This is a genomic window from Rhodoferax sp. AJA081-3, from assembly GCF_017798165.1.
Lineage (GTDB): Bacteria > Pseudomonadota > Gammaproteobacteria > Burkholderiales > Burkholderiaceae_C > Allorhodoferax.
Genome location: NZ_CP059068.1, coordinates 1688118 through 1706374 on the forward strand (window position 1 = coordinate 1688118; position 18257 = coordinate 1706374).

Consider the following 18257-nt stretch of genomic DNA (forward strand, 5'->3'; position numbering starts at 1 on the left):
CCCCATGGTCACACAATCTGTAACAAAAAAACTTCAGTGCGCCTTGTCCCAGTTGGGGCCCACGCCGACCTCGGCCAGCAGCGGTACTTTCAACTCCGCCACACCGGCCATCAGGCGCGGGATTTCGGTCCTGAGCCAGTCCACCTCAGCCTCAGGCACTTCGAACACCAGTTCGTCGTGCACCTGCATGATCATCTTCGTGCCGCGTTGCTCACGGTCCAGTACCTGCTGCACGGCATTCATGCTGAGCTTGATGAGGTCGGCCGCCGTGCCCTGCATGGGCGCGTTGATGGCGGCGCGCTCCAGGCCCGCCAGCTGCGCGCCCTTGGCACTTTGGATGCCGCCCAGTTGCAGGCGCCGGCCAAACACGGTTTCCACATAACCCTGCTGGCGGGCCAGCGCACGGGTGGACTCCATGTAGTTCTTGACTCCCGGGTAACGCTCAAAATAACGGGCGATGTAGTTCTTTGCGGCCGTGTTGTCTATGCCCAGGTTGCGCGCCAGACCAAAGGCACTCATGCCGTAGATCAGACCGAAATTGATGACCTTGGCGTAGCGGCGCTGTTCGCTTGACACTTGGTCCACGGGCACACTGAACACCTCGGCTGCGGTGGCGCGGTGCACGTCCAGGCCGTCGTGGAAGGCCTTGAGTAACGCTGCGTCGTCGCTGATGTGGGCCATGATGCGCAGCTCGATCTGCGAGTAGTCGGCGCTGGCAATCACACTGCCAGCCGGTGCCACAAAGGCCTCACGCACACGCCGGCCCTCGGGTGTGCGGATGGGGATGTTTTGCAGGTTGGGGTCGTTGCTGCTCAAGCGCCCGGTCACCGCCACCGCCTGCGCATAGTGGGTATGCACACGGCCGGTACGTGGCAGGGCCAGTTGGGCCAACTTGTCGGTGTAAGTACCCTTGAGCTTGGCCAGGCCGCGGTGCTCCAGCAGCTTGGCCGGCAGCGGGTAGTCTTCTGCCAGTTTCTCCAGCACTTCTTCGTCCGTGCTGCGCGCGCCGGTGGCGGTTTTCTTGACCACCGGCATGCCCAGCTTGTCGAAGAAGATTTCGCCCAGTTGTTTGGGGCTGCTGAGGTTGAACGGCTGGCCCGCGATTTCATAGGCCTCGGACTCCAGCTGCAGAATGCGCTGGCCCAGTTCATGGCTTTGTTTGGCCAGTGTGGGCGCGTCGATCAGCACACCATTGCGCTCGATGCGGTACAGCGTCTCGCTGCTGGCGATTTCGAGTTCGTAGATGAACTTGAGTTTGTCATTCGCCTCCAGCTGCGGCCACAACACGCGGTGCACATCCAGCGTCTGGTCCGAGTCTTCACAGGAGTATTCCGCGGCCTTGGCAATATCGACCTGGTCGAACGAGATCTGGTTGGCACCCTTGCCACACAGGTCTTCAAAACTGATGCCGCTGCGCCCCACATGGCGTTCGGCCAGGCTACTGAGGCCGTGGGGCAGGTGCACTTCCAGCACATAACTTTGCAGCATGGTGTCGTGCGCGTAGCCCTGCACCTCGATGCCGTGGTTGGCAAAGACATGGCGGTCGTATTTGATGTGTTGGCCCAGCTTCTTTTTCGCGGCGTCTTCCAGCCAAGGCCTGAGTTTGGCCAGTACTGCGTCACGGTCCAGTTGTTCTGGCGCGTCGGGGTAGCGGTGGGTCAGCGGGATGTAGGCGGCCTCCCCAGGCTGGACGCTGAAGGAGATGCCGACGATTTCAGCGCGCATCTCGTCCAGCGAGGTGGTTTCGGTGTCCAGCGCGGTCAGCTCTGCAGCCTGCAGCTTGACGAGCCAGGTGTCAAACTGCTCCCAGGTCAGGATGGTGTCGTAGGAATGGGGGTCGGATCCACGCAGCGCAGCGGAGCTGGCTCTGACCCCCATTCCGGTGTCGGAGGAAGTGTCGTCATCGAACAGACCGGGCGACGACGTCTTCGCTCGCCCGGAAACGGGGTCAGAGCCGGCGCCGCTTTGCGGCTTGGATCCGACCCCATTTCCTGCGGCCAGCTGAGCCTCCAGCGACTTGGCCAGTCCCTTGAACCCATACTTCTCGCAAAATATGCGCAGAGCCCCCGTATCTTGTACTCCTACAGCTATCGAATCCATAGCAGGCAAGCCAGATACCCAACCCGTCAGATCACAATCCGTCTTGATGGTCAGCAGCGAACGCCCCGTGGGCAGCCAGTCCAGCGCCTGGCGCAGGTTCTCACCCACCACACCTTTGATGTTGGCGGCGTTGTCCACTACGCCCTGCAGCGAGCCGTATTCCTGCAACCACTTCACAGCCGTCTTGGGGCCGACCTTGGAGACACCCGGCACGTTGTCCACGGTGTCACCCACCAGGGTCTGGTAGTCCAGCATCAGACTGGCCGGCACACCAAACTCGGCCTCCACCCCCGCCATGTCGCGGCGCTTGCCATTCATGGTGTCAATGATGGTGATGTGTTCGTTGACCAGTTGGGCCAAGTCCTTGTCGCCGCTGCTGATGATGACTTCGATGCCCTGGCTGGCGGCCGCGGCGGCCAGCGTGCCGATGACGTCGTCGGCTTCCACGCCCGGCACATCCAGCACCGGCCAGCCCAGCAGGCGCACCACCTCGTGGATGGGCGCAATCTGGCTGCGCAAATCATCCGGCATGGGGTCGCGGTTGGCCTTGTACTGGGGGTAGATGGTGTCGCGGAAGGTCGGGCCCTTGGCGTCGAACACACAGGCCACATACTGGGCCGGGTACTCCTTGCGCAGGGACTGCATCATATTGACCATGATGCGTATCGCACCGGTCTTTTGCACCGTGCCGTCGGGCAGCGTGATGCTCATATCGCCGCCGCCTGCAAAAAAGGCACGGTACAGGTAGCTGGAGCCATCAACCAGCAGCAGGGTTTTCTTATCAGTCATGCGTGCATTTTGCCCTGAGGGCAGCTCTACAATCCGGACACGCACTTCTCTCTTACTACCATCACCCGGCCCCCTCCTCCTGAATCAGGGCCGGCTTCTGACTTTCGGGCTCACTGACACATGGCGGTTTACACAGAGGTCTCATTCGACGAGGCCGCGGAATTCTTGCAAAGCCTGCAATTGGGAACCCTCCAGACGCTGGCGGGGTGCTCGGGCGGTATTGAAAACACCAACTATTTCGCCACCACCGACGAAGCGCCCTATGTGCTGACGCTGTTCGAGCGGCTGAGCATGGAGCAGTTGCCCTTCTACCTGCGGTTGATGAAACACCTGGCCCACCATGGCATCCCCGTGCCGGACCCGGCCACCAACCGCGATGGCGACGTGGTGCATGCCTTGAAGGGCAAACCGGCCGCCGTGGTCAACCGCCTGCGGGGCAAGAGTGAACTGGCCCCCACCGCGGCGCATTGTGCAGAAGTCGGCGCCATGCTGGCCCGTATGCATTTGGCTGGGCGCGACTTCAGCATGCAGCAGCCCCATTTGCGTGCGCTGGACTGGTGGAACGAAACCGTGCCGGTCATCCTGCCCTTTGTTCCCGCCGACCAGGCCGCCCTGTTGCAACGTGAACTGGCCTACCAGAACCACGTGGCCACGTTTTCGGCCTATGGCGCCCTGCCCCAAGGCCCCATCCACGCCGACCTGTTCCGTGACAACGTGATGTTCGAGACCCCGGAAGGCGGCACAGGCCAGCCGGTTCTGAGTGGATTCTTCGACTTTTACTTCGCCGGCATCGACACCTGGCTGTTTGACATTGCCGTGTGCCTGAACGACTGGTGCATAGACCTGGCCACCGGTGCCCGTGACGATGCCCGCACACACGCTTTTATGGATGCATATGTTTCCGTGCGGCCACTGACCGCGCAGGAGCGCCAGTTGTTACCGGCGATGGTGCGCGCCGCTGCGCTGCGCTTCTGGATTTCCAGGTTGTGGGACCTGCACCTGCCGCGTGAGGCCGCGGTTTTGCAGGCCCATGACCCCGACCACTTCCACCGTGTACTGCGCCAGCGTATCCTCTACCCCATGACCTCTTCACACATCGGCGCCGCATGAAACTCCACATCGTCCCGGCCAGCAGGGGCGCCCAATGGGTCAAGTTGGGCATGCGAACGTTCTTCAAACAACCTTTGGCGATGTCCGGGCTGTTCTTCATTTTCCTGGCGGTGATGTCGGTGCTCAGCGTGTTGCCCGTGGTCGGCAACGCGATTGCCTTTGTGCTGATGCCGGGGGTCACACTGGGGTTGATGGCCGCCACACTGGAGTCCAGCAATGGCAAATTCCCCATGCCCACCATTCTGGTAGCGGCCTTCAGGGCCGGGTCGCTGCAAAGGCGTCACATGTTGGTGTTGGGCGCGTTGTACACCCTGGGCATTGTTCTCATCCTGTGTGCAACACCACTGATCGACGGTGGAGGCTTCGCCAAACTCATGCTGTTGGGCGAAGCGCCAGCCGCCGATGCCCGGCAGGACATGGACTTTCAACTGGCGATGTTGTTCGCGTCGGGGCTCAACATGCCGCTGACCCTGCTGTTTTGCCACGCCTCGGCATTGATTCATTGGCATGGCACAAGCCCGGTGAAGAGCCTCTTCTTCAGCCTGGCGGCCATTGCAGGAAATTTCAGGGCGTTTGTCGTATACGGGTTGGTCTGGATGGGCGTTTTCTTCGGATTCGGCATCATCATGGCCATATTGGTTGCCGCAGTGGGCACCGTAGAAACCGTTGCCGCCATTGCCTACCCCGCTGCCATGCTGGTCGCGACCATGGTTTTTACGTCCATTTACTTCACGTTCCACGACAGCTTTGAGTTCACTCCAGGAGATGACACATGACCCAGCACTATCTTGAGGGAAGAAGCGAAAGCGAGCTCCTGTGGTTCCAGCGGCGTAGTTTTTTGCAGGCCGCAGCGGCCTGGTCGGCCGTCGGGGGTCTGAGCGCAGCCCATGCACAGGCCCGGGGCAACGTGGTGGAGTTGCGGGGTGATGCAACGGTGAACGGCAAGGCCCTGGAGCCCAACCAGTCGGTGCAAACCGGCGACGAAATCGCCACCGGCCCACGCTCCACACTGATCTTTGTTGTCGGCAACTCCGCTTTCCATGTGCGCCAAAACTCCAATATGGTGGTGGAGCGCGGACCTACCATCAACGCCGTCAGCCTGTTACGCCTGCTAACAGGCGCCGTGGTCAGCGTGTGGGGCAAGGGCAGCAGCCGCCAGATCGTGACACCTACGCTCACAGCCGGCATTCGGGGAACCGGGGTCTACACCGAAATATTCTCCCAGCAAGGCGGCCGTACGTACTTCTGCAACTGCTATGGCGTGGTGGACCTGGCCTCGGGCAACGACCGCGAAGTCTCGGAATCCAACTACCACCAAGCCGTGTGGGGCGAACCCATGTTGGACGGCCGTGCCGCCCTGACCCCCGCCCGGGCCATCAACCACACGGATGAAGAACTGGAATATCTGGCACGCCTGATCGGTGAACGCACGGCTTGGCAAATCAGTGGCAAAAAAGGCAGCAAAGAGACGGAGCGTGAATACGGGGGTTGAAATACCCAGGTGTTGCCAAAGCCACAACAAATCCCCTAAACAACATGAAAAAAGCGGTAGAAGGTGTTGATTTGTCTTGTTTTTATGGTTCTGATCGCCTGATAATGAAACACGTTGATGGCGCGGCAATGGCGTCTTTGTTTTAATAACCTTGGATAAAGGGGGCTACCTTGATTCCCAAAACTCTGATGCAGATGGCAATCGGTGCCGGCGCGGCGTTGCTGGTCGGCTGTGCTTCATCGCCGATTCCGGTTTCTGCAAATTTTCCTATTACGGTTGAGCCCAAAGTTCGTTCCGCTGGCCACTGGGCCCTGTTGTCCAACGATGTGGTGAAACAAACGCTGGAGTCGTTGGGCAAGCTGGGCGTTAGCGGCAATTTGTATGTCGCCCTCCCCGCCAACGCGACGTCGTTTGACCGGGCGTTTCAAAACTTCCTGATCACCGATCTAGTCAAGAGTGGCCGCGTGGTACAGCAGTACCCCGACAAAGCGCTGGAAGTGAGCTACCAGACCCAGGTGGTGCGCCACAACAGCCCACGTCCCCATTTTGTTCCCGGACGTTTCACCATGATCACCGCGGGCCTGTATGCAGCCTACGGCCTGGGCCTGGCACCGGTTGGTGACAAGATGGCCGGTGGCCTGGCGTATGCCGCGGGTGCGGACTACATCGCCAGCGAATACTCGGGTGGCCCAACCCACACCGAATTGATTTTGACCACCACCATCGCCCAAGGCGGTCGCTACCTGGTGCGCAAGACCGACATCTACTATGTAGAAGAAGCTGACACCACCTTGCTGCAATACAGAGCTCCCGCTCCCGTCATGAAGGTAGTAGGCCCATGAACTTCAAATTGATACTCACCGCCGCCACCGCCGTGGCTTTGTTGGGTGCCTGCGGCACGCCAAGCAATGTCCGCACGGATCCCACGTACGACGAAGCGGCTGCCAGCAAATTCGTGTCGCTGAACAAAGAAGCCGTCAGCAAGCTGGTTGCAGACTTTCCCGGTGGCGATTCACCCGTTTTGGTAGCCACCGTTGTGAATGTCAACGACATGCGCCGCACGGCTCCTTTGGGCCGCACGCTGTCTGAGCAATACGCTTCGCAATTGGCGACTTCTGGCTTTAATGTCAAGGAAATGAAGCTGCGTGGCGACGTGTTCATCCGTGAAGAAACCGGTGAACTGCTGTTGTCCCGTGAAATCAAGGACATTGCGCGCAGCCACAACGCCAGCATGGTGCTGGTCGGTACGTATTCGGCCGCTGCCAACTTCACCTATGTCAGCCTGAAGTTTGTACGCACCGAAGACAGCCGCATTGTGCGCGCCTATGACTACGCCCTGCCCAACGACAAGGACGTCACCAAACTGCTGCAGGTTGCTAACGCCAACGCGCGTTAATAAGCACTTTAGACCCCAAAAAAAGCCCGGCTCGCCGGGCTTTTTTTATTCTGCTCTGCTCAGGGCACTGGCGTCAGCTTGGCCACGCTGAGCGCCAGCCATTTGGTGCCGTGGCGGGGGAAGTTGATCTGGGCCCGCGCATCATCGCCAGCACCTTCCAGCGTCAAGACCGTGCCCTCGCCAAACTTGGCGTGGAACACCAGCATACCCAAACGCAGGCCATGTTTGCTGGGATCTTCCTTACGCACAACGGTTTGGTTAAAAATACCTCCAGCCCCAGTGGAACCTGAATAGGATGCTCCTGATTGCATAGCAAAATCTGCATTCCAGCTACGGCCAAAATTCTGGTTCTTGGGGGTCAGCCATTTCAGCGCGGCCTCGGGCAACTCCTCAAAGAAGCGACTTTTCATGTTGAAACGGGTCTGGCCATGCAGCATGCGCGACTGCGAATGGCTCAGGTACAACCGCTTGCGCGCGCGGGTGATCGCCACATACATCAGGCGCCGCTCTTCCTCCAGGCCGTCACGGTCGTTCATGGAATTCTCATGCGGGAACAGACCTTCCTCCATGCCGGTGATGAAGACCGCGTCAAACTCCAGACCCTTGCTGGAGTGCACGGTCATCAGCTGGATGGCGTCCTGCCCAGCCTCGGCCATGTTGTCACCCGCCTCCAGGGCGGCGTGGGTCAAAAAGGCCACCAGCGGCGACAGGGTCTCACCCGTGTCGCCCAGCACATCCGGTGGCAAATCGGGAGCGTTGGGGTCCAGCCCCTGGCTGGCCGGGCTTTGGCCCGCAGCGGACACGATCATGGCGGCGGCATCGCGGCCAAAACCTTCCTGCATCACAAAACTCTCGGCGGCGTTGACGAGTTCGTCCAGATTCTCCAGGCGGTCGGCACCTTCGCGGTCGGCCTTGTAGTGCTCGACCAGGCCGCTGTGGTCCAGCATGTGCGCAATGATGTCGCGCAGGTTCATGCCCGCCGTCTGCTCGCGCAGCACATCGATCTTGGCAACAAAGCCTGCAATCACCGCGCCCGCGCGACCAGGCAGTACGCTTACGGCGTCGTGCAACGAGCAGCCCTGTACACGCGCCAGGTCCTGCAATTGCTCCAGGCTGCGCGCACCAATGCCGCGCGCCGGAAAGTTGACGACCCGCATGAAGCTGGTGTCGTCGTTCGGGTTCTCCAGCAGGCGCAAGTAGGCCAGCGCATGTTTGATCTCGGCCCGCTCAAAAAAGCGCAGACCGCCATAGACGCGGTAGGGCATGGCGGCATTAAACAGCGCGGTTTCTATCACCCGGCTTTGTGCATTGCTGCGGTAGAGCACGGCGATCTCTTTGCGCGCAAAACCCGCCTCGGTGCCGTTGTCGCGCACCAGTTGTTTCATCTCCTCGACCATCCACTGCGCTTCGGCAAAGTCGGTGGGGGCCTCATAGACCCGCACCGGTTCGCCCGCGCCCTGGTCGGTGCGCAGGTTCTTGCCCAGGCGTTTGCTGTTGTGGCTGATCAGCGCATTGGCCGAGTCCAGGATGTTGCTGTAGCTGCGGTAGTTCTGCTCCAGCTTGATCTGGTGCTGCACGTTGAACTCGGTCACAAAGTCGGCCATATTGCCCACCCGTGCACCGCGGAAGGCGTAAATGCTCTGGTCGTCGTCACCCACCGCAATCACCGCACCGCCCGGCGTGTCCGGGCTGGCGTTGGCACCCTGACCAGCCAACATCTTGATCCAGGCGTACTGCAGCTTGTTGGTGTCCTGGAACTCGTCGATCAGGATGTGGCGAAAGCGCCGCTGGTAGTGCTCACGAATGGGATCGTTATCGCGCAGTAACTCGTAGGAGCGCAGCATCAGTTCGCCAAAGTCCACCACGCCTTCGCGCTGGCACTGTTCTTCGTACAACTGGTAGATATCGACCTTGCGCCGGGTCTCGTCGTCGCGCACTTCCACCATATTGGGGCGCAGGCCGTCTTCCTTGCAGCCACTGATAAACCACTGCAGTTGTTTGGCCGGAAAACGCTCGTCGTCCACATTGTTCTGCTTGCACAGGCGCTTGATGGCGCTCAGCTGGTCTTGGGTGTCCAGGATCTGGAAGGCCTGGGGCAGGTTGGCCATCTTGTAGTGTGCACGCAGGAAACGGTTGCACAGGCCGTGGAAGGTGCCTATCCACATACCGCGCACGTTCACGGGCAGCATGGCAGAGAGGCGCGTCATCATTTCCTTGGCCGCCTTGTTGGTAAAGGTGACAGCCAAAATTCCGCCCGGCGCCACGTAACCACCTTGTAACAACCAGGCGATGCGGGTTGTCAACACACGGGTCTTGCCCGAGCCTGCGCCGGCCAATATCAGCGCGTGTTCTGCGGGCAATGTGACGGCAGCACATTGCTCGGGATTGAGGGTGGCCAGCAAGGGGGAAATGTGGTCGGCAGCGGTAGGGGGGATCGAAAACATGACTGATTGTAGAAAGCCCGCGGTAACTGGTCTGCTTGCTCTCTAGGTGTCTTCCCGAATGCACGCCAAAAGGCACTGCCAACCAGTATCATGGCCCGGGCTATACCACGTTAAGGCGCTACGCTGCATGATCTTTACAAACAAGCTTCTCAAATTACTTCTGCTTGCAACCACGGCACTGCTATGGGGCTCACCGGTGCTGTCGGCCACGCTGGATGTGGGTGGTGTGAAGGTCGAAGAGTCGCTCACCATCTACAACAATACGCTGCTGCTCAACGGTGCGGGTCTGGTGTCGAATGGAAAGGCGCCCAGTTATGTCGCGCAAATTTACGCCAAACAAAAGTTCAAAACGCTGGACGAACTGTTTGCCGTGCCCGGCCCCAAAAGGCTGGTGCTGACCGCGGTCAAGGAAGTGGACACCGGCCCCATCGTCAAGATGTTCAACCGCAGTGTGGACGAAACGGCTGGCAAAAGTGACCGGGCCAAACTGATTCCCGGCCTGATGAGTATTGGTGAAATCTTCAAGGCCAACCGGGTGCTCAAGCCCGGTGAAGTAATGACCCTGGACTGGGTGCCGATCTCAGGCCTGGTCATCTACCTGGGCGGCAAGCTGCAGGGCCAGCCCTACCGCGATGCGGAACTGTTCCGAGCCGCCATGTGGGTTTGGATGGGCGATTTTCCGGTGGACGCCAAGGTAAAGGACGCGCTGCTGGGCCGTATGTAGGGAATTTCCACACGAAACATTACGGTTGTATACAATCGGTCACCGGGCCCAAGCAATTGGGACCCGGTTTTTTTATGCCGGGTCCCGTCCAAGCGCCTATTGTTGACATCACAAACTAAGGAGCTTGGGCCATGGAAATTTTTGACTACGACAACATTCTGCTGTTACCCCGCAAGTGCCGGGTGGAGAGCCGCTCGGAATGTGATGCCGGTGTAGAGCTGGGGGGACGCAAGTTCCGTATCCCCGTAGTACCGGCCAATATGAAAACCGTGGTCAACGAGGACATCTGCGTCTGGCTGGCCCAAAACGGGTATTTCTACGTGATGCACCGGTTTGACTTTGACAACCTGCAATTTGTCAAAGACATGAAGGCCAAGGGCCTGTTTGCCTCGATCTCGCTGGGTGTCAAACCTCCCGATTACGCGACGGTAGACGCCTTGTTGGCGCAAGGCCTGGCACCCGAATACATCACCATCGACATTGCCCACGGCCATGCTGACAGTGTGAAGAACATGATTGCCTACATCAAGGACAAGCTGCCGACCAGCTTCATCATCGCTGGAAATGTGGCAACACCAGAAGCAGTCATCGACCTGGAAAACTGGGGTGCGGACGCCACCAAGGTGGGTATCGGCCCCGGCAAAGTCTGCATCACCAAACTCAAGACCGGTTTTGGCACCGGCGGTTGGCAATTGAGTGCCTTGAAGTGGTGTGCACGTGTGGCGACCAAGCCCATCATTGCCGATGGCGGCATCCGCGAACACGGTGACATCGCCAAGAGCATACGCTTCGGCGCCACCTTGGTCATGATCGGCTCCATGCTGGCTGGCCACGAAGAAAGCCCCGGCCAAACCGTGGAAGTGGATGGCAAGCTGTACAAGGAATACTACGGCTCGGCCAGCGACTTCAACAAGGGCGAGTACAAACACGTGGAAGGCAAGCGCATCCTGGAGCCCATCAAGGGCAAGTTGGCGGAGACCATGGTCGAGATGGAGCAGGATATCCAAAGCTCGATCAGCTACTCGGGTGGCAAAAAGCTGATGGACATCCGCAAGGTGAACTATGTCACGCTGGGCGGTGACAACGCGGGTGAACACCTGCTGATGTAGGCCCGCGCAACCAAAGCGTCACCGAGCCCGTCAGTTGCCTGACAGCAATCCCCGCCCAACTGCCACCCCCTAGCAGCGATGGCGGGGTATTCTGGTGCCATGCGGAGGACAACAGCATGAAAATTGCAGTACTGGGTATTGGCCTGATGGGATTTCCAATGGGCCGGCGTCTGTGCGAGGCCGGACACACCGTCCACGTGTGGAACCGCACGCTGAGCAAGGCGCAGCGCCTGGCCAGCGCCGGGGCTATCGTCCACGCCCTGCCGACAGACGCCGTGCGTGATGCGGACATCGTCATCACCCTGCTGGACAACGGCGCCATCGTCGGACAGGTACTGTTTGACATGGGTGTAGCAGACGCCATGCCGAGCAGCTGTTTGGTGGTTGATATGTCTTCCATCAAGCCGGCAGAGGCCAGGGACCACGCGGCACGGCTCAACGAGCGGCATATTGCCTATCTGGACGCCCCGGTATCCGGTGGCACCATTGGCGCGGACAACGGAACACTGGCCATCATGGTCGGCGGCAAAGCCAGCAGCTTTGAGCGCGCCCTGCCCGTGCTGAACGTCTTTGGCCGCGCAACCCATGTAGGCCCTACTGGTGCCGGCCAACTGACCAAACTGGCCAACCAGATGATTGTGGGCGCCACGATTGGCATCGTCGCAGAAGCGCTGCTGCTGTGTGAACGCGGCGGCGCACACATGGGCAAGGTCAAGGAAGCCATCACTGGTGGTTTTGCCGACAGCCGCATCCTGCAAGTACACGGCCAACGCATGGTGGAGCGCGACTTTACGCCGCGCGGGCGCATGGCGGTGCAGCTCAAGGATTTGCGCAACGCCATGGCTACCGCAGGCGAGATTGGTTTTGATGCCCCTATTACCGCGCTGTTCGAGCAGTTGTATGCCCAGGGCATCGAGCACGGGCTGGCCGACCTGGACCACTCGGGCTTGTTTGTGGAATTGGCCAGTCGCAACGGCATGGACTGAAAACGTTCGCGCATAAAAAAAGGACCTTTGGAGGTCCTCTTTTTATGGTTTGCTGACGGTCAACCCGTCAGCGGTGATCCATCATCAATCAAACGTGCGGGCCGCGCGCTTCTTGGCATCACGGGGCACAAACACCTTGCCAGCATTGCCGGGTTTCACACCCATGGGCTTGCTGAAGGCGGGCTTGCGGGCCGCGAAATCACCGCGCGGTGCGCCACCACCGAAGTCACCACGTGGGGCATCGAAGTTGCCGCGTGGCGCCTGTTGGAAATCACCACGGGGAGCGAAGTCTCCGCGGGGAGGACGTGCATCACCGCGGGGTGCGCCTTGGCCGCCGGCAAAGCGGTCGTTAAAACCACCCTTGCGTTCGTAGCTGAAGCCTTCTTTGGCTGCGCCGCCGAAATCACGTGCGCTGTTGCCAAAGTCGCGTGGGCCTGCAGCCGGTGGGCGTCCACCGAAGCCGCCACCACCGTGGCCACGGTTGCCACCAAAGCCACCTTCACGGGGGCCGTTGTTGAACTTGCGGTCACCACCGAAGCCGCCACCGGGGTTGGCACGGCCCGCAAAGCTGGGGCGTGACTCAGGTGCGCGCTGTTGTGGCTCCAGGCCAGGAATCGTTTCAGCCTTGATGGGCTGGCGTGTGTAGGCTTCGATGTCGAAAATCTTGCGGCGGTCGCGCATTTCGGCAAAAGTGATGGCCAGGCCATCGCGACCGGCACGGCCAGTACGGCCAATGCGGTGGGTGTAATCCTCAGCCTTCATCGGCAAGCCGAAGTTGAACACGTGGGTAATGGTGGGCACGTCAATGCCGCGGGCGGCCACATCGGTCGCCACCAGGACTTGCACTTGGCCATTGCGCAGCGCCATCAGGCGGCGGTTGCGCAGACCCTGGCTCAGGGCACCGTGCAGGGCCACGGCGTCAAAACCGTCTTGCTGCAGGTCATTGGCCAAGCCATCGCACTCGATCTGCGTGCTGGCAAAAACGATGGCCTGGTTGATACCGGTATCGCGCAACCAGTGGTCCAGCAGCTTGCGCTTATGCTGGGCGTTGTCGGCCCAGAACAGCACTTGCTTGATGTTGACGTGTTTTTCTTGTGGGTTGTCGATGGTCACGCGTTGTGGCTCGCGCATCACGCGGGCAGCCAACTGCTGAATACGTGGGGCGAAGGTTGCGCTGAACATCATGGTCTGCTTGCGGGCGATGGTGAGCTGGTTGATCTCGGCCAAGTCATCCGAGAAGCCCAGGTCCAACATGCGGTCGGCTTCGTCCACCACCAGGAATTGAACCTGGTCCAGCTTGATTTGCATGGAGCGTTGCAGGTCCAGCAAACGGCCCGGTGTTGCAACAACCAAGTTGGCGTTTTGCAGCTTGGCGATTTGCAACTGGTAGGGCATGCCGCCCACGATGTTGGCGATGCGCAGACCACGGCAATGTTGCACCAGGTCGATCGCATCGTTGGCCACTTGTTGGGCCAGTTCGCGGGTGGGGCAGACGATCAAGGCGCCAGGGGCTGGGGCCTTGAAGTTGCGGGGGTTGGTGGGGTCTTTGCGCTTGGAGCGCTTGGGAGGTGCTTCGCCACGGGCTACGGCTTCGGCCACTTCACGCTCAAAGGCTGCGCGCTCGTCGGCTTCGGCTTGGGCCAATTGTTTCAGCAATGTGTGCAACACGGGCAGCAGGAAGGCTGCGGTCTTACCGCTGCCGGTCTGGCTGGAAACCATCAGGTCGATGAATTTGCCAGCCTTTTCGCCATCGCGCTCACCCGGCAAGGCCAGGGGAATGGTCTTCATCTGAACCGAGGTAGGCTGGGTATAACCCAGATCCTTGACCGCAGCGACCAGCTCAGGAGCCAGACCCAGGGTCACAAAGCCATTGGGCACTTCAGGAACGTCGGCTACTTCAGGCGTGTCCATGCCAGTGTCAACGTCGGCTGTGGTTACAGCGTCGTTGGCGAAAGATGTGTTGTTGGAAATTTCGGCAGGCGCAAAGGCACCTGTCACTTCAAAAGCGTCAGTCATTGTTTTACTCACACGCGAGTGCCGCAGGGATTGCGACTGCTCCGTCAATGGTTAAAAAACATCAACCATCAAACGGAACCTGCGTCTGAAAAACTGTTCAGCGCTTGGGGCCCGACTTTGCGAACCCGGTGAATGAAGGGAGATGTACAAATATGCACTGCTGTTTGCAGCGCAGCCTTGGATTATGGCATGAATTCGGGTTTCTACCTAATCCAATTTTAAAAAATGCTTTCGGTAGTGCTCCAGCTCATCAATCGACTCGTGCACATCGGCCAGGGCTGTGTGGCGCTGCTGCTTCTTGAAGGATGCATGCACCTCGGGCCGCCAGCGCTTGGACAGCTCCTTCAGCGTGCTGACATCCAGGTTGCGGTAGTGGAAAAACGCCTCCAGCTTGGGCATGTACTTGACCAGGAAACGGCGGTCCTGCCCGATCGAGTTGCCACACATGGGCGAACCATTGGCCGGCACATACTGCTTGAGAAACGCAATCAGCGCATCCTGCGCCTGCTCTTCGGTCACGGTCGATGCCTTCACCTTATCGATTAGGCCACTTTTGCCATGGGTCCCCTTGTTCCAGGCGTCCATCTTGTCGAGTTGGGCGTCGCTCTGGTGGATCACAAAGACGGGGCCTTCGGTGCGGTTCTCCAGATTCGGACCGGTCACGATGACCGCGATTTCGATGATGCGCTCGGCTTCGGGGTCCAGGCCCGTCATCTCGCAATCGAGCCAGACCAGGTTTTTGTCGGATTTGCTCAAAGGGCTTGTGGTGTTGGGTGCGTCCATACTGGCAATTGTCGCCTATGGCCTAAACTCAGAGACCATGAATGAACTCTTCTCGGGCAACACCGCCTCCCTGAACACGACGGTCGCCTTCGCGCTCGCCCTTACCCTGAGCCTGGTGCTGAAGTTCTGGCTGGCCAGCCGCCAGATCCGCCATGTGGCGCAGCACCGCAGCGCGGTACCCGCTGCGTTTGCAGAAAAAATCACGCTGACGGCACACCAAAAGGCCGCTGAGTACACCATCACCAAAACCCGCTTTGGCCTGCTGGAACTGTCCTGGGGCGCGGCCATTGCCATCGCCTGGACCCTGCTGGGGGGGCTATCGGTGTTGAACCAGTGGCTGGTTAGTGTCATGGGCCACGGCATCGGCCAACAAGTGGCGCTGCTGGTCGCGTTCATGGCCATCGGCAGTGCTTTGGATTTGCCCTTCACGCTGTACCAGACCTTTGTCATCGAAGAGCGTTTTGGCTTCAACAAAACCAGTCTCAAGCTGTGGCTGCAGGACTTCGCCAAATCGCTGCTGTTGTCTGCACTGATCGGCCTGCCCTTTATCACGCTGGTGATCTGGATGATGGGCGCCACCGGCCCCTGGTGGTGGCTGTGGGTGTGGGGCGTGTGGATGGGCTTCAACCTGCTGGCCCTGCTGATCTACCCGACCTGGATTGCACCATTGTTCAACAAGTTCCAGCCGCTGGAAGACCCGCAGGTCAAGGAACGCGTGTCGCAGTTAATGGCGCGCTGCGGCTTCACCTCCAAAGGTTTTTTTGTGATGGACGGCAGCAAACGCAGCGCCCATGCCAATGCTTATTTCACCGGCTTTGGTGCCTCCAAACGGGTGGTGTTTTATGACACACTGCTGGCCCAGCTGAGCCCGCCAGAAGTGGACGCGGTGTTGGCCCATGAGCTAGGCCACTTCAAACACAAACACGTCATCAAACGCATCGTCTCCATGTTTGCGATCAGCCTGTTGGGATTTTTTGCACTGGGTTGGCTGAGTCAGCAACTCTGGTTCTACACCGGCCTGGGTGTGCTACCCAATCTGGGTGCGCCGAATGACGCCCTGGCGCTTTTGCTGTTCATGATGGTGCTGCCCTTGCTTGGCACCTTCATGGGTCCGCTGTTTGCGCAACTGTCGCGCAAACACGAGTTCGAGGCCGACGCCTATGCCGTGGCGCAAACCAGCGGCCCGGCACTGGCCGGCGCCCTGCTCAAGCTGTTTGAAGACAACGCCTCCACGCTGACACCCGACCCGGTCTATGTGCAGTTCTACTACTCACACCCGCCGGCCACCGAGCGCCTGGGGCGTATTCTGGGCACGGCGCACTAAGCGCGGCACACATGGCAACACCCTCCCCTTTGGAACCCGGACTGGTCATAGCAGGCCACGGCCGCCACGTATGGGTGGAAACGCCGGACGGTCGGCGCCTTATTTGCCACCCGCGCGGCAAGAAGAGCCAGACCGTGGTCGGCGACCGCGTGTTGTGGCAAGCCACTGAAGACGAGGGCACGATCGAAAAGGTGGAGCCGCGGCGCAACCTGTTTTACCGGCAGGACGAGATCCGCACCAAGATGTTCGCGGCCAACCTGGACCAGGTGCTGATACTGATCGCCGCCGAGCCCGAGTTTTCCGAGAGCCAGCTGTCGCGCGCGCTGATTGCGGCCGAGGCCGAACACATCCGCCCCATCATCGCGCTGAACAAAAGCGACCTGGCCGAGCCATTTGGCCGCGCGTGGGCCCGCATGGGTGTGTACCGCGACATGGGTTACACCGTGATGCCCATGGCGCTCAAACCGGTGGGTGATGCCGATCCGCAAACGGAGCACAAGCTGGACGCCGTGCTGGCCGGCAAAACAACCCTGGTGCTGGGGCCATCGGGCTCGGGCAAAAGCACGCTGATCAACCGCCTGATCCCCCAGGCCCACGTGTTGACCAATGCGATATCTACCGCGCTGAACTCGGGCAAACACACGACCACCAGCACCACGTTGTACTGGGTGGATGCAGCAACCCGGACCACGGCGGTCATCGATTCACCCGGCTTCCAGGAGTTTGGCCTGAACCACATCGAACCCATGCACCTGGCCAGCCTGATGCCCGATATCAAGGCCCACGCCCAAGACTGCAAGTTCTACAACTGCAGCCATTTGCACGAGCCGGGCTGTGGCGTGATCACCGCCCTGCAAAAGGCGTCTGATGGATTTTTGGCCCCTGGCCCCCGTGAAATAAGCACAAGTCGCTATAAAATATATAGCAGTTTGTTTGCCGAACTGTCTGAGAAGCGCTACTAAGCGCACCTCGCCAAGCTGCTCCTAGCCCAGCAACCTGGCCAGCGACAGCAACGCCAGGAACACCATCCACATCACCACGGTGCGCCACACCAGGCCGACCACCGCACGCAGGTGCACCGGTTGCGGTGTTGCCCCCACGCCAGGGCTTTCTGCATCGCCAAGTTTCACATTGACCGCGCCAGCCGTTGCGGCCAGCACCACGCCATTGTTGTCGCCGGGGTACTGCGCCTCGCGCTGGCGCCAACTGTCGACGGCCTCTTCAAAGCTACCGACAAAGGCAAAACCCAGGGCCGTGATGCGGGCAGGCACCCAGTCCATGGCATACCAGGCCAGGCTGGCGCTGATCTTCAGCGCATCACTCAGCGGTGCGCTGGAGGGACGCAGAGGCCGGTTGGTGTAACGCGCCACATACTCGGCCACGCGGTACAACACGGCGGCCCGCGGGCCCAGACCCAGGGCGGCCAGCAGCGAGTACCAGGCAAAGACACCAAACACGTGGCGGTGTGCGTTCAGCACCGAATGCTCGATGACATGGCGCACGATCTGGCTGCGCGGCAGGGCGCTGACATCCATGCGCATCCATTGCGCGAGCTCCTTTCGGGCCACGTCTTCTTCACCGGCCAGCAGCGCGTCGCGTATGGCAGTGAAGTGGTAGCTGAACTGGCGAAAACCCAGCGTGGAATACAAGATCGCGATGCTCCACACTGCAGCCGCAATCCAGCCAATGGACCAGACCAGCAGCCAGTGCACCGCAAACACCAGGGCGGCGGGCACCACCACGGCGATCCACCAAGCCAACCAGGCGTGGTGGGCCTTGCCGGTATCCAGATTGCGGATCACCCAACGCGTCCAATTGCGCACACCCAGGTGAATCGGATTGCCCTGCCCCAAGGGACGCGCCTGCTCCAGAAGCAGCGCAAATAGGATGGAGAGAAAACTCATGGGGCAATCATAGCGACCCCAACCACGCGGAATCAGTTGAGGACAAAGCTACGCTTCGCGACGGTCTGTCCCGCAAGGAC

Annotated in this window: 15 protein-coding genes; 10 read left to right on the plus strand and 5 right to left on the minus strand. The window is 60.1% G+C overall.

Going from position 1 to position 18257, the window contains the following annotated elements; translation table 11 throughout:
• Positions 1–33: 33 nt before the first annotated feature.
• Positions 34–2889, minus strand: coding sequence for a DNA polymerase I (gene polA, locus HZ993_RS07830; RefSeq protein ID WP_209396748.1), 2856 nt, complete (start codon positions 2887–2889; stop codon positions 34–36).
• Positions 2890–3009: 120 nt separating this feature from the next.
• Here polA and HZ993_RS07835 point away from each other — a divergent pair, with 120 nt between their 5' ends.
• From HZ993_RS07835 to HZ993_RS07855, 5 genes are all read left to right on the plus strand, one after another.
• Positions 3010–3999: a homoserine kinase gene (locus tag HZ993_RS07835; RefSeq protein WP_209396750.1), complete on the plus strand. Its 990-nt coding sequence runs from the start codon at positions 3010–3012 to the stop codon at positions 3997–3999.
• A complete protein-coding gene (locus tag HZ993_RS07840) occupies positions 3996–4775 on the plus strand; it encodes a BPSS1780 family membrane protein (RefSeq protein WP_209396752.1) in 780 nt (259 codons plus the stop codon). Before HZ993_RS07835 ends, HZ993_RS07840 begins: the two co-directional genes overlap by 4 nt.
• The gene (locus HZ993_RS07845) at positions 4772–5491 is read left to right on the plus strand and encodes an iron dicitrate transport regulator FecR (protein WP_209396754.1); all 720 of its coding nucleotides are present in this window, start codon (positions 4772–4774) and stop codon (positions 5489–5491) included. Before HZ993_RS07840 ends, HZ993_RS07845 begins: the two co-directional genes overlap by 4 nt.
• 188 nt (positions 5492–5679) lie before the next feature.
• Positions 5680–6333, plus strand: coding sequence for a hypothetical protein (locus HZ993_RS07850; RefSeq protein WP_209396756.1), 654 nt, complete (start codon positions 5680–5682; stop codon positions 6331–6333).
• Positions 6330–6887: a FlgO family outer membrane protein gene (locus tag HZ993_RS07855; RefSeq protein WP_209396758.1), complete on the plus strand. Its 558-nt coding sequence runs from the start codon at positions 6330–6332 to the stop codon at positions 6885–6887. The genes HZ993_RS07850 and HZ993_RS07855 overlap by 4 nt, the downstream gene beginning before the upstream one ends.
• 59 nt (positions 6888–6946) lie before the next feature.
• Here the strand turns inward: HZ993_RS07855 and HZ993_RS07860 are convergent, their stop codons facing one another.
• Positions 6947–9331 (minus strand): UvrD-helicase domain-containing protein, encoded by a 2385-nt coding sequence (locus HZ993_RS07860; RefSeq protein ID WP_209396760.1) that lies wholly within the window; start codon positions 9329–9331, stop codon positions 6947–6949.
• Positions 9332–9458: 127 nt separating this feature from the next.
• Between HZ993_RS07860 and HZ993_RS07865 the strand changes: the two genes are divergently transcribed.
• The 3 genes from HZ993_RS07865 to HZ993_RS07875 all read left to right on the plus strand — a co-directional run bounded on the left by HZ993_RS07865 (position 9459) and on the right by HZ993_RS07875 (position 12150).
• Entirely contained in the window at positions 9459–10055 is a 597-nt protein-coding gene (locus HZ993_RS07865) for a chalcone isomerase family protein (protein WP_209396762.1), read from the plus strand.
• Between the two features lie 131 nt (positions 10056–10186).
• Positions 10187–11164, plus strand: a complete 978-nt coding sequence (locus HZ993_RS07870; RefSeq protein WP_209396764.1) for a GMP reductase — start codon at positions 10187–10189, stop codon at positions 11162–11164.
• A gap of 116 nt (positions 11165–11280) precedes the next feature.
• Positions 11281–12150 (plus strand): NAD(P)-dependent oxidoreductase, encoded by an 870-nt coding sequence (locus HZ993_RS07875; RefSeq protein WP_209396766.1) that lies wholly within the window; start codon positions 11281–11283, stop codon positions 12148–12150.
• A gap of 84 nt (positions 12151–12234) precedes the next feature.
• Here HZ993_RS07875 and HZ993_RS07880 read toward each other — a convergent pair whose 3' ends face one another.
• Positions 12235–14166 carry a DEAD/DEAH box helicase gene (locus HZ993_RS07880; RefSeq protein ID WP_209396767.1) on the minus strand — a complete coding sequence of 644 codons (1932 nt, stop codon included), beginning with the start codon at positions 14164–14166 and terminating at the stop codon, positions 12235–12237.
• A gap of 207 nt (positions 14167–14373) precedes the next feature.
• Positions 14374–14949: an oligoribonuclease gene (orn, locus tag HZ993_RS07885; protein ID WP_209396769.1), complete on the minus strand. Its 576-nt coding sequence runs from the start codon at positions 14947–14949 to the stop codon at positions 14374–14376.
• Positions 14950–14986: 37 nt separating this feature from the next.
• On the opposite strand from orn, the gene HZ993_RS07890 reads away from it, so the two are divergent.
• Positions 14987–16273, plus strand: coding sequence for a M48 family metallopeptidase (locus HZ993_RS07890; RefSeq protein ID WP_209396771.1), 1287 nt, complete (start codon positions 14987–14989; stop codon positions 16271–16273).
• An 11-nt stretch (positions 16274–16284) separates the two neighbouring features.
• Positions 16285–17235 (plus strand): ribosome small subunit-dependent GTPase A, encoded by a 951-nt coding sequence (rsgA, locus tag HZ993_RS07895; RefSeq protein ID WP_209396773.1) that lies wholly within the window; start codon positions 16285–16287, stop codon positions 17233–17235.
• A gap of 21 nt (positions 17236–17256) precedes the next feature.
• Here rsgA and HZ993_RS07900 read toward each other — a convergent pair whose 3' ends face one another.
• Positions 17257–18177, minus strand: coding sequence for a cobalamin biosynthesis protein (locus tag HZ993_RS07900; RefSeq protein WP_209396775.1), 921 nt, complete (start codon positions 18175–18177; stop codon positions 17257–17259).
• Positions 18178–18257 lie beyond the last annotated feature (80 nt).